This window comes from Pseudomonas sp. BN417 (genome assembly GCF_029871205.1).
Classification (GTDB): Bacteria; Pseudomonadota; Gammaproteobacteria; order Pseudomonadales; family Pseudomonadaceae; genus Metapseudomonas.
In genome coordinates this window covers 1-11424 of record NZ_SSOJ01000129.1, presented here as the reverse complement: position 1 = coordinate 11424, position 11424 = coordinate 1, and the positions used below count along the sequence as shown (strand labels likewise).

The 11424-nt window shown below is 65.8% G+C and carries 12 protein-coding genes; 8 read left to right on the top strand and 4 right to left on the bottom strand.

From position 1 onward, the window contains the following. Window positions 1-236: 236 nt before the first annotated feature. Window positions 237-608: a hypothetical protein gene (locus E8F11_RS16775; protein ID WP_280289974.1), complete on the bottom strand. Its 372-nt coding sequence runs from the start codon at window positions 606-608 to the stop codon at window positions 237-239. Between the two features lie 116 nt (window positions 609-724). On the opposite strand from E8F11_RS16775, the gene E8F11_RS16770 reads away from it, so the two are divergent. The 3 genes from E8F11_RS16770 (at window position 725) to E8F11_RS16760 (ending at window position 2065) form a co-directional block, all read left to right on the top strand. Further along, window positions 725-1381, top strand: a complete 657-nt coding sequence (locus E8F11_RS16770) for an isoprenylcysteine carboxylmethyltransferase family protein (protein ID WP_280289973.1) — start codon at window positions 725-727, stop codon at window positions 1379-1381. 123 nt (window positions 1382-1504) lie between these two features. Further along, the gene (locus E8F11_RS16765; protein WP_280289972.1) at window positions 1505-1789 is read left to right on the top strand and encodes a hypothetical protein; all 285 of its coding nucleotides are present in this window, start codon (window positions 1505-1507) and stop codon (window positions 1787-1789) included. Window positions 1790-1936: 147 nt separating this feature from the next. Further along, window positions 1937-2065, top strand: coding sequence for a hypothetical protein (locus E8F11_RS16760; protein ID WP_280289971.1), 129 nt, complete (start codon window positions 1937-1939; stop codon window positions 2063-2065). On the opposite strand, the gene E8F11_RS16755 is transcribed toward E8F11_RS16760, so the two are convergent. From E8F11_RS16755 to E8F11_RS16745, 3 genes are all read right to left on the bottom strand, one after another. Then, complete coding sequence (locus tag E8F11_RS16755) at window positions 2049-2219, bottom strand: helix-turn-helix domain-containing protein (protein WP_280289970.1); 171 nt, start codon at window positions 2217-2219, stop codon at window positions 2049-2051. The two genes, E8F11_RS16760 and E8F11_RS16755, sit on opposite strands and share 17 nt — an antisense overlap. Before the next feature lie 94 nt (window positions 2220-2313). After that, window positions 2314-2634: a DUF2025 family protein gene (locus E8F11_RS16750; protein WP_280289969.1), complete on the bottom strand. Its 321-nt coding sequence runs from the start codon at window positions 2632-2634 to the stop codon at window positions 2314-2316. A gap of 203 nt (window positions 2635-2837) precedes the next feature. After that, window positions 2838-4160 carry an MFS transporter gene (locus E8F11_RS16745; RefSeq protein ID WP_280289968.1) on the bottom strand — a complete coding sequence of 441 codons (1323 nt, stop codon included), beginning with the start codon at window positions 4158-4160 and terminating at the stop codon, window positions 2838-2840. Between the two features lie 174 nt (window positions 4161-4334). Between E8F11_RS16745 and E8F11_RS16740 the strand changes: the two genes are divergently transcribed. The 5 genes from E8F11_RS16740 (at window position 4335) to E8F11_RS16720 (ending at window position 11163) form a co-directional block, all read left to right on the top strand. Further along, entirely contained in the window at window positions 4335-5246 is a 912-nt protein-coding gene (locus E8F11_RS16740) for a LysR family transcriptional regulator (RefSeq protein WP_280289967.1), read from the top strand. A 162-nt stretch (window positions 5247-5408) separates the two neighbouring features. Further along, window positions 5409-5840, top strand: coding sequence for a carboxymuconolactone decarboxylase family protein (locus E8F11_RS16735; protein WP_280289966.1), 432 nt, complete (start codon window positions 5409-5411; stop codon window positions 5838-5840). Window position 5841: 1 nt separating this feature from the next. Further along, the gene (gene sigJ, locus E8F11_RS16730; RefSeq protein WP_280289965.1) at window positions 5842-6741 is read left to right on the top strand and encodes an RNA polymerase sigma factor SigJ; all 900 of its coding nucleotides are present in this window, start codon (window positions 5842-5844) and stop codon (window positions 6739-6741) included. Between the two features lie 113 nt (window positions 6742-6854). Next, a complete protein-coding gene (locus E8F11_RS16725; RefSeq protein WP_280289964.1) occupies window positions 6855-8288 on the top strand; it encodes a catalase in 1434 nt (477 codons plus the stop codon). 790 nt (window positions 8289-9078) lie between these two features. Beyond that, a complete protein-coding gene (locus E8F11_RS16720; protein WP_280289963.1) occupies window positions 9079-11163 on the top strand; it encodes an LTA synthase family protein in 2085 nt (694 codons plus the stop codon). Window positions 11164-11424 lie beyond the last annotated feature (261 nt).

The following is an 11424-nucleotide window of genomic DNA, read 5'->3' as shown; positions in this document are numbered from 1 at the left end:
GCAAGCCCTTTTGGTTTCTTTTGGGGCGACTGCCAAAAGAAACTCGCCGGGAGGCGAAACAGGAACTCGCAGCCCACTCGATAAGCAACTCGGCTCAGGACGTTCTAGCAACACTTAATGCAGACATAGCCAATTCATTCGCCAAGGGCTGCACAGCAGCCCCGAACACCTGCCGGCCGGACCTTCGGTCCGGTTGGCGAATGAATTCGCCCCTACAGTTTTCGTGCTACCACTGCTCACCAGCTGCAGTATTCGCCGTCCTCGCAGGGCGCTTCCTGCGGCTCGCCCTCCCCGTCCCGCACTTCGGTATCCCGATACACCCCCAGCTCTGGGTCGAATGTGCGGATCAGCACCTGCGGCCGCTCGGTGCTCACCCTGGGCAGTTGGGCATCGCGGAACTGGTGATACTCCGGCACCACCACGAAGGGTTGCGGCGGCAGGTCGGCGAATTGCCGGGGTGGCGGCGAGACATAGGGTTGCAAGGGGCCGGCGGGGTAGATGCCACCCAGGTAGGGGCCGAGCCCGTAGTACAGGCTGCCATCGCCGTAGCCGGCGGCCCAGGCGCCTGATGCCGCCAGGGCAAGAGTCAGGATTCCGAGGCGTCCCATGACGGCACCTCCAGCGTGAATCCCCCAAGGCCTTCAGTTATAGCACCAGCCACTGCACCCGCCGCGCCGCCGGCTGTCCAATGGTTTGTCGAAGCAGATCGCAGAGGTGATCCGCCATGTCCGTGCCCGTCCTGATGCTGGTCACTCTCGCCGGTACCCTCGCCTACCTGGGTCTTGTGATCCTCGGCTGGGGCAGCTTCGGCGCGTTCTTTTCCCATCCGCCGCTGGTCGCCCTGACCCTGGTGCTCTTCGTCCTTACCATCCTGGCACCCTTTACCGGCGGCAACCTCAGCAGCGGCGTGCGGGAGGACCGCGAAAACCGCTGGGTGCTGGTGGCCTTCGGCATCATCGGGTTACTCAGCGCCTTTCTGCCGGCCTATACCGATCGCCTCGACTTCTGGACCTTCGGCGGTGACGGGGTGCGCTGGTTCGGTGTGTTCTGCTTCGCCGTCGGCGGCGCGCTGCGGATGTGGCCGGTGTTCGTGCTGGGAAACCGCTTCAGCGGCCTGGTGGCCATCCAGCCCGGTCACCAGTTGGTGACGGACGGCGTCTACGGCTTGATACGCCACCCCAGCTACCTGGGGCTGATGATCAGTTCCTTCGGCTGGGCCCTGGCCTTCCGCTCCGGCGTCGGCCTGCTGTTGGTACTGCTGACCCTGCCACCCCTGGTCGCCCGTATCCGCGCGGAGGAGGCCCTGTTGCGCTCGGAGTTCGGAGCCGAATACGAGGCTTACTGCGCACGCACGTCACGGTTGATCCCGGGCCTCTACTGAACCGTTGGGCCAGCGGGGTCGAACCCCCGCCAGCGGCCGGAAGTCCAAATTCCTGTCACGAACGCACAGACCCGGCGCCAGACTCGCGGGCACCCGGGGTATTCTTTTTCCGGAGGATTAGCAATGGTCACTCACTACAAGGTCGCCGGACATCTCGCCTGTGGCCACCATGGCCACAACCTGGTCTCCACCACCGATCTGGCACGGGTGAAATGCCGCAGCTGCCGCAACACCGAGGTGTTCAAGGAAGCGCGTCGGGAGGCCCGCAACGCTGCGCGGCGGGCGGCACGCCGGGCCAAGGTCGCCCATGCCGCGAACGACTGGCGCACGGCCTGGCAGGAGAAGCTCACCAGAATGCCGGGCAAGCAACGGCTGCCCCGGGGCTTCGTCAACCAGCCTTTCGTCTGAGCCCGAGCGCCGTCGCAGGCGGCGCTTTCACTCCTCGCAGACCTTGATGCAGTTACGCCCCGCCCCCTTGGCGTCATGGAGGCCCTGGTCGGCGCGCTTCACCGCGCTTTCGCCATTCCTGTCGCTGGGCGCGCCTGGACGCTGCCGATGCTGACGGCGGGTGTGGACTTCTACTGCGCCATCGGCGATCGCGACTACGGCATGCGCGACTTCTCCGTGCGGGACCCTGACGGCAACCAGATCGGCATGGGCGCCGCCCTCAACCATCAACCTTGAAACGCACCCGGTAGTCGCTCGGCGTCACCCCCAGGCGGCGGAAGAACGCCCGGCGAAAGCCGTCGACGTTGGCGTAGCCCACTTCGTCGGCCAGGCGTTTCATGGGGATGTCCGACTCCTCCGCCAGGCGGCGGGCGGCGTCGATACGCGCCATCTCGACGAATGCCGCACTGAAATATGCCCATGCGCCGGGTAACCGGTCGATGCACTGGATGAACGATGAAGTTGCCCGGTGACGCCGGTTTCCTTCAAAGCCGCAGCCGCTCGGCGCTGATCTCCGGCAGGTCGGTGCGACGCAGGTAGACCAGCAGCGTGTCGCACAGGTTGAGTCGGTCGTTGATGTTCTGGTCCAGCAGGATCTGCAGGCACTCGCGGCTGAGGGTCATCACCTGGCCGGCCTTCGCGACCCAGACGAACTCGCTGGCCGGGGTGATGCTGTCGTCCGGCACATCCATGCCAAACGAGTCTTCGCTGAAGCGCACGATGTACTTGCCCAGCTTGCGGTTGAAGCCGACGAAACCCGTGAGGGCGTCGGCGGCCTTGCAGATATCGGCGGAGGTGATGCTCATGCTGTACTTCCCCTGAATGAAGCGGAACGGGTGCACGCATGAAAGGCAGGCAAGCTCCCACTCTGGCCGGTGGGTAGGCCGGCTATTCTGCCAGCCCCGCCCCCCGCCGGGGATATCGCCGCGAGAGGCGTGTTGTCGCACCCCGGGCGGTGCCAATCTCCGCACTCGAAGCCAGGGACCGCGGCCGGTCCCTGGTGCGCCGGTCAATGTGCCGGCTGGACGATGGCGTTGCCCGGCAGCGCCGGCAACCGCGCCAGGTGCAGGGACACCAGCACCGCCACCACCAGCAACGAGCCGATGAACAGGCCGACGCCCTCCCAGCCGTAGTGGTGCCAGAACAGCCCGCCGAGGGTGCCGGCCAGGCTCGAACCCACGTAGTAGCTGAAGAGGTAGAGTGACGAGGCCTGGCCCTTCGCGCGCTGGGCACGGCGGCCGATCCAGCTGCTGGCCACCGAGTGGGCGCCGAAGAAGCCGAAGGTGAAGATCGCCATGCCGGCGAGGATCACGCCCAGGGGGCTGAACAGCGTCAGCACGAGGCCGCCCAGCATCAGCAGGATGGCCGCCCAGAGCACCTTGCGCCGGCCCACCTTGTCCGCCAGGGACCCGACCCAGGCCGAGCTGTAGATGCCCGAGAGGTAGACCACCGAGAGCACGCCCACCAGGGCCTGGCTCATCTGGTAGGGCCCCGCCAGCAGGCGGTAGCCGATGTAGTTGAACAGGGTGACGAAGCTGCCCATCAGCAGGAAGCCGATCAGGAACAGCCAGGGCAGGCCGGCGTCCCTGAAGTGCAGGCGATAGCCCTCGACCAGGGTGGCGGGCTTGAGAGGCGCCGGGCGGAAGTGCCGGGACTCCGGCAGCACGCGCCAGAACACCAGGCCCGCCAGCAGCGCCAGGCCGCCCATCAGCGCCAGGGCCGCATGCCAGGAAACGAAGTCCACCATCACCCCGCTGATCAACCGGCCGCTCATGCCGCCTATGGCATTGCCGCCTATGTAGAGCCCCATGGACAGGCCCAGGTGGTGCGGGTGGATTTCCTCGCTGAGGTAGGTCATGGCCACGGCGGCCAGGCCGCTGAGGGACAGGCCCACTAGCGCGCGCATTACCAGCACGCCTTCCCAGGTCGGCATCGCCGCGCTGGCCAGGGTGAACAGGGCGGCGGCGATCAGCGACACCACCATCACCGGCTTGCGGCCGATGGCGTCGGACAGCGGCCCGGTCACCAGCAGGCCGAGGGCGAGCATGGCGGTGGACACCGAGAGCGCCAAGCTGCTCTGGGCGGCGGTGATCGAGAAGGCCTTGGACAGCACCGGCATCATCGGCTGGATGCAGTACAGCAGGGCGAAGGTGGCGAAGCCGCCGGAGAACAGCGCCAGCGAGGTGCGCATGAACTGCGGTGTGCCCTTCCTGATGTAGGTCGGGAGTTCGGGGTCATTGGCGGCGGCGTCCGGCAGCTCGGCTGCTTCACGGGCCGCCTCGCTAAACGCGGGTTCGTCTTCGGTCTTGAGTACTGCCTGGGGTTTGCTCACGGGGCACCTTCGGAGAGTTTGCGGCGAGCAGGCACAACGATGCCGTGCCGCCTGTATTTGGGGCTGGGGAATTCGTTGTTGGGGTTATGGGGCGAAGAATATAGAGCGGTTTATATTATCTCCAATATATTGTTCGACACATTTGATACTCAAAACATATCAATAGGCGACCCCATGGAACTCAGACATCTGCGCTACTTCATTGCCGTGGCCGAGGAGTTGCATTTCGGCCGGGCGGCCGAGCAACTGGGCATTTCCCAGCCGCCCTTGAGCCAGCAGATCCAGGCGCTGGAGGAAGAAGTCGGCGCGCGCCTGCTGGAACGCACCAACAGACGGGTGGAGCTCACCGAAGCCGGTCGCCTGTTCCTCGACGAGTCCCGCCAGGTGCTGGCCCAGGTGGACAAGGCGGTGCAACTGGCGCGCCGCGCCCAGCGTGGCGAACTGGGCGAACTGAAGGTCGGCTTCACCTCGTCGGCGCCCTTCACCTCCACTGTTCCCCGCAGCATCCACGCCTTCCGCCAGGCCTACCCCGACGTGCACCTGGAGCTGCATGAAATGAGCAGCGCGGAAACGGTCAAGGCGCTGCTGGAAGACAGGTTGCAGGTGGGAGTGATCCGCCCCCTCGCCCTGCCGGACAACCTGCTGGCCGTGGAGTTGTTCCGCGAACCGCTGGTGGCGGTGCTGCGCGCCGATCACCCGCTGGCCGAAGGCAGCGCGGAAGGGCTTGAAATCGCTGCCATGGCGGAGGAACCCTTCGTGTTCTTCCCGCGTACCTTCGGCACCGGCCTCTACGACCAGCTGATCGCGCTCACCCGCGAGGCGGGCTTCTCCCCGCGCATCGCCCAGGAAGCCAGCGAGGCGATGACCATCATCGGCCTGGTATCGGCGGGGCTGGGGGTATCGGTGCTGCCCGCCTCTTTCCGCCGCACCCGGGTCGACGGCGTGGTCTACCGCACCCTCCTGGACACCGGCGCGACCACCGCAGTCTGGCTGGTGCGCAGGCGCGGCGAGCGCTCGCCCCTGGCACTGTCCTTCGTCGAACTGGTCACCCGCGAAGCCGCCGCGCTAATGGACCGCAAACCGTAGGGGGATAGCGCTTCATCTATCCACCTTCCCGGTGGAAATCCGCTACGCGGATTTTCACCCTACGCATGTCTGCCTGGATAAATTGCTCGCTGGCGTCACAAACCCGCTCCCTGGTTCGTCGTGAAGGTGTAACCCCTTCCAACCCGAGCCAAGGACACCGCCATGCCCCCCGCAAGCCCCGTCAACTATCAGCAGGTCATCCCCGAAGTCATCAACGCCATGGGCGAGGTGCACGCGCCCATGGACGCCCTGGGCCTCCCGCGCAGCCTGCACCACCTGGTGCAGCTGCGGGCCTCGCAACTCAACCAGTGCGCCTTCTGCGTGAAGATGCACACCCGTGAAGCGCGGGAAGACGGCGAGACCGACGAGCGCCTTGACCGTCTGGTGGTCTGGGACCACTGCAGCGACTTCACCCCGCGCGAGAAGGCGGCCCTGGCCTGGACCGAGGCCCTCACCCAGCTCGACCGCCGGACCGACTATGCTGCCCTGCGCACGGCATTGCGCGAGCATTTCAGCGACGTGGAAATCGGCGTGCTGACCGCCACCGTGGCCATGATCAACCTCTGGAACCGCATCCAGATATCGAGGCACTGACGTGAGAGAAACCGCTGCAACGGCTGTCTTCGAAGACAGCCGCCGCTTCCTGCTGAACCTGGCCTACCGCATCCTCGGCTCGCGCAGCGATGCCGAGGATGCGGTACTGGAGACCTTCCTCAAGTGGCGCGAAAGCGATCACGCCGCCCTGGACAATCCGCGCGCCTGGCTGACCACCCTCTGCACCCGCCATTGCATCGACCAGCTGCGCCTGGCGCACCGGGCGCGGGTGGACTACGTCGGCACCTGGCTGCCCGAACCCATCCACAGCGAAACCACCGAGTCGCCGGAACAGATGCTGGAACTCTCCTCCTCGCTGTCCACCGCCTTCCTCCTGTTGCTGGAACGGCTCACCCCCAGGGAACGCGCGGCCTACCTGCTCGTCGATATCTTCGACCTGGACTACCCGGATGTCGCCCGTGCCATCGGCGTGCAGGAGGCCGCCTGCCGCAAGCTGGTGTCCCGCGCCCGCGCCGGACTGGCCGAGGGCAAGGTGCGCCACGCCCCGCCGCGCGAGCGTCAGGAACAGCTGCTCGACGCCTTCCATGCGGCCATCGCCACTGGTGCCACCGCCGGGCTGACCGCCCTGCTCGCAGACGAAGTGGAACTCTGCGCCGACGGTGGCGGCAAGGTGCCGACCCTGGGCCACATTCTCCATGGCAAGGCCGAGGTACTGGCGTTCATCCACGACTCGCTGCGCGGCTACTGGGGCGACTATCGCTGGCTGCCCGCCGACCTCAACGGTGGGCGCGGGGTGATCCTGGCCAGTGCCGGGGAGGTGGTGGCCTCGGTCACCTTCGCCTATGACGAGCTGGGCCAGGTCAGCAACATCTACATCGTGCGCAATCCGGAGAAATTGGCCGGCCTCGAGCTGCCCGGCCGAGGCGCCGGCGACGGCTGACCGGTCAGGCCCGGAAGCCTCGTCTAAGCTTCTCCGGACGTTTGCGTTGCGAGTCCTGTTCCGGGGCTGTAGTCGTCCGCCGCATCACTTTGCAACCCAAGGAGAGGCCTGAGATGACCAAGAAACTGACCAACGCCACCGGCGCACCGGTGGTGGACAACCTCAACATCCAGACCGCCGGTCCGCGCGGCCCGGCGCTGTTGCAGGACATCTGGCTGATCGAGAAGCTCGCCCACTTCGACCGCGAAGTGATCCCCGAGCGGCGCATGCACGCCAAGGGCGCCGGCGCCTACGGCACCTTCACCGTCACCCACGACATCACCCGCTACACCCGCGCCAGCATCTTCGCCAAGGTCGGCAAGCAGACTCCGCTCTTCCTGCGGTTCTCCACCGTCGCCGGCGAACGCGGCGCGGCCGATGCCGAACGCGACATCCGTGGCTTCGCGGTGAAGTTCTACACCGACGAAGGCAACTGGGACATAGTCGGCAACAACACACCGGTATTCTTCTTCCGCGACCCGCTGCGTTTCCCCGACCTCAACCACGCGGTCAAGCGCGACCCGCGTACCGGCCTGCGCAGCGCAGCGAACAACTGGGACTTCTGGACCCTGCTGCCGGAGGCGCTGCACCAGATCACCATCGTCATGAGCGACCGAGGCATCCCGAAGACCTACCGGCACATGCACGGTTTCGGCAGCCACACCTTCAGCATGCTCAACGCGAAGAACGAGCGGGTCTGGGTCAAGTTTCACTTCAAGACCCGGCAAGGGATCGAGAACCTCAGCGACAGCGAAGCCGCCCAGGTGATAGGCGGCGACCGGGAGAGCCACCTGCGTGACCTCTACGACAGCATCGAGAAGGGCGACTTCCCGCGCTGGACCCTGTGCATCCAGGTGATGACAGAGGACCAGGCACGCAACCACAAGCACAACCCCTTCGACCTCACCAAGGTCTGGCCGCATGGCGACTACCCCTTGATCGAAGTGGGGGTAATGGAGCTCAACAAGAACCCGGAAAACCACTTCGCCGAAGTGGAACAGGCGGCCTTCTCGCCGGCCAACATAGTCCCCGGCATCGGCTTCTCGCCGGACAAGATGCTCCAGGCGCGGCTCTTCTCCTATGGCGACGCCCAGCGCTACCGGCTGGGGGTGAACTTCAACCTGATCCCGGTGAACGCCCCGCGCTGCCCGTACAACAGCTACCACCGCGACGGCGCCATGCGCACCGACAGCAACGCCGGCTCCACCATCGCCCACTACCCCAACAGCCAGGGAATCTGGGAGGACAGCCAGGCGCTGGCCGAGCCGCCGCTGCCGCTGGAAGGCGATGCCGCCAACTGGGACCACCGGGTCGACGTGGACCACTTCGAACAACCCGGCAACCTGTTCCGCCTGATGACGCCGGCGCAGCAGCAACTGCTGTTCGAGAACACCGCGCGCGGCATGGGCGACGCGCCGCTGGAGGTGAAGCAGCGGCACGTGGCCAACTGCACCAAGGCCGACCCGGCCTACGGCGCTGGCGTAGCCAAGGCATTGGGATTGGGTTGAGGCCCGGAGGCAGGCACTGAGGCTGCCTGCCCTACCTTTGTGGGGGCGATTTCATTCGCTGAGGGTTGCGAAGCAGCCCCATTCGAGCTCCGCAGGGCAGACCTGCGGCCTGCTTAGCGAATGAATTGGCTATGTCTGCATTAAGTGTTGCTAGAACGTCCTGAGCCGAGTTGCTTATCGAGTGGGCTGCGAGTCCTTGTTTCGCCTCCCGGCGAGTCTCTTTTTTCAGTCGCCAAAAAAGAAACCAAAAACGCTTGCCCCTGCATCCGGCCCGACTTCGTCGGGTTCCCTCGCTCCATCGTTGCTCCGGGGGCCCGGCGTGAGGGGCCATCCATGGCCCCGCACGCCTCTCGCGGCATCCATGCCGCTCGTCCCCCTGCGCAACGCTTCCGCTCGGCCTCCTGACGGGGCAGAGTCGCCGCCCCACCTCTGCTGCACAGGTTCAGGCAATGACCAGGCGTCAGGATTGCCGCGTCCTGTCCGGCGCGAGTCACCCCTCTACCTCTGGGAGAGGGGCCGGGGGAGAGGGATGTGTCAGACAGGTGCACAGGTCTGAACAGCTAACGCAGACATAGCCAATGAATTCGCCCCCACAGTCATTCATCCCCTCGACCAATCTCCCGCAACCCTCCTCCAATTGACGTTCTCTTCACATTCCATCTGTCAAAGTCCGCCCGGTTTCGGCGGCCCCGATTGGAACCAATGTGCCATCAGGCGGTCTTATCGCCTCTGGCACCGCCCACCCACTGGGGCCCGCCTTTCGTCTTGAGCCCTATGGATGCTTGATCGCATGACCGCAAAGGAACCCATCGCCACCCGGCAGACCTCGTTCAGCCTGGACACCCCCACCGTCAAGAGCCACCTGGCCTTCACCCTGCTCAGCGCTTGCGCGCTGCTGGTGATGTACAGCCTGTTACGGGTGGCGCTGCTGGCGTACAACAGCGACCAGATTGGCGACAGCCCGGCCTCGGTCTTCGTCGAAGCCTTCTACAACGGCCTGCGCTTCGACCTGCGCGTGGTGGTATTCGCTTGCGTGCCGCTGCTGCTTTCGCTGCTCAGCGCCCGTGCCATGGCCGCCCGTGGCCTGCACCGCCTGTGGCTGACTGCCTTCGCCAGCCTGACCCTGTTCCTCGGCATCAGCGAGCTGGACTTCTACCGGGAGTTCCACCAGCGCCTGAACAGCCTGGTGTTCCAGTACCTGCAGGAAGACCTGGGCACGGTCGCCAGCATGATCTGGAACGGCTTCCCGGTGGGCCGCTACCTGATCGCCTGGGCACTGGCCACCGCCCTGCTCTACCTGCTGTTCCGCGGCCTCGACCTGGCGAGCCGTCCGCGCGTTCGCGCCAGCGAAATGCCCGCCACGCGCAACACCGCCCCCTGGTTCGGCCGCCTGGCCATCTTCATGATCTGCCTGGTGGTGGCCGTGGTCGCCGTCCGCGGCCACCTGCGCCAGGGTCCGCCGCTGCGCTGGGGCGATGCCTTCACCACCGATTCGATGTTCGCCAACCAGTTGGGCCTGAACGGCACCCTGACCCTGGTGGACGCCGCCAAGAACAGCTTCTCCTCCCACCGTGACAACGCCTGGAAGGCTACCCTGCCCGAGGACGAGGCCCTGGCCGCCGTGCGCCAGATGCTGCTGACCCCCAACGACACGCTGGTGGACGCCGACAAGGCGGCCATCCGCCGCGACTTCACCCCGCCGGCCGAAGGCACGCTGCCGATCCGCAACGTGGTGGTAATCCTCATGGAGAGCTTCGCCGGCCGCTATGTCGGCGCCATGGGCAACCAGGACGGCATCACCCCCTACTTCGACAAGCTGGCCAAGGAAGGCCTGCTGTTCGACCGTTACTTCTCCAATGGCACCCATACCCACCAGGGCATGTTCGCCACCATGGCCTGCTTCCCCAACCTGCCCAGCTTCGAGTACCTGATGCGCACCCCCGAGGGCGCGCACAAGTTCTCCGGCCTGCCGCAGCTGCTCAGCGCCCGCGACTACGACGACCTCTACGTCTACAACGGCAATTTCCAGTGGGACAACCAGTCCGGCTTCTTCAGCAACCAGGGCATGACCCGCTTCATCGGCCGTGAGGACTTCGTCAACCCGGTGTTCATGGACAAGACCTGGGGCGTTTCCGACCAGGACATGTTCGACCGCGGCGCCGCCGAGCTGGCCAAACAGTCCACCGACAAGCCCTTCTACGCCCTGCTGCAGACCCTCTCGAACCACACGCCCTATGCCCTGCCCACTGACCTGCCGGTGGAGCGGGTCACCGGCCATGGCGGTCTCGACGAGCACCTGACGGCCATGCGCTATGCCGACTGGGCCCTCGGCCAGTTCTTCGAGAAGGCGCGCAAGGAGCCCTACTTCAAGGACACCCTGTTCGTGCTGGTGGGCGACCACGGCTTCGGCAGCGACAAGCAGCTCACCGAGATGGACCTGTTCCGCTTCAACGTACCGCTGCTGTTGATCGGCCCCGGCGTGCAAGAGAAGTTCGGCAACCTCAACCACACCGTCGGCACCCAGATCGACGTGGTCCCCACCATCATGGGCCGCCTGGGTGGCGAAGTGCGCCACCAGTGCTGGGGCCGCGACCTGCTGAACCTGCCAGCCGACGATCCGGGCATCGGCGTGATCAAGCCCTCCGGCAGCGACCAGACCGTGGCCATCGTCAGCGACGACCGCATCCTGGTGCAGCCCAAGGGCTTTCCGGCGCGCCTCTACCAGTACCAGCTGGGCGCCGACGCCAAGGTCGAGCGCATCCCCGGCGACAGCGACCCGCGCCTGCAGAAGTACCTGGAAGCCTTCCTCCAGACCGCCACCGGCGCCCTGCTGAACAACACCGCGGGTGTCGAGGACGCCAAGCAACATCAGTGACGGACCTGGCCCCCGCGCAATGCGGGGCCGCTTCTGCTGTTACTGTGGGGGCGAATTCATTGGCTATGTCTGCGTTAGCTGTTGCAATACCGAACAGAAGTGTCTAGCACGGGTCTTTCAGGCCTCCGCACCGGCCTGATACATCCCTCACCCCCGCCCCTCTCCCAGGGGTAGAGGGGTGACTCGCGCCTGATAGGACGCAGCAATTCTGATGCCCAGTCGTTGCCTGAACCTGTGCGAAAGAGGTGAGGCAAGGACCCC

Bases quoted from the DNA above. Each gene is read 5' to 3' on its own strand.
- E8F11_RS16775 (WP_280289974.1), bottom strand. From the start codon at position 608: ATGGGACGCCTCGGAATCCTGACTCTTGCCCTGGCGGCATCAGGCGCC.
- E8F11_RS16770 (WP_280289973.1), top strand. From the start codon at position 725: ATGTCCGTGCCCGTCCTGATGCTGGTCACTCTCGCCGGTACCCTCGCC.
- E8F11_RS16765 (WP_280289972.1), top strand. From the start codon at position 1,505: ATGGTCACTCACTACAAGGTCGCCGGACATCTCGCCTGTGGCCACCAT.
- E8F11_RS16760 (WP_280289971.1), top strand. From the start codon at position 1,937: ATGCTGACGGCGGGTGTGGACTTCTACTGCGCCATCGGCGATCGCGAC.
- E8F11_RS16755 (WP_280289970.1), bottom strand. From the start codon at position 2,219: ATGGCGCGTATCGACGCCGCCCGCCGCCTGGCGGAGGAGTCGGACATC.
- E8F11_RS16750 (WP_280289969.1), bottom strand. From the start codon at position 2,634: ATGAGCATCACCTCCGCCGATATCTGCAAGGCCGCCGACGCCCTCACG.
- E8F11_RS16740 (WP_280289967.1), top strand. From the start codon at position 4,335: ATGGAACTCAGACATCTGCGCTACTTCATTGCCGTGGCCGAGGAGTTG.
- E8F11_RS16735 (WP_280289966.1), top strand. From the start codon at position 5,409: ATGCCCCCCGCAAGCCCCGTCAACTATCAGCAGGTCATCCCCGAAGTC.
- E8F11_RS16725 (WP_280289964.1), top strand. From the start codon at position 6,855: ATGACCAAGAAACTGACCAACGCCACCGGCGCACCGGTGGTGGACAAC.
- E8F11_RS16720 (WP_280289963.1), top strand. From the start codon at position 9,079: ATGACCGCAAAGGAACCCATCGCCACCCGGCAGACCTCGTTCAGCCTG.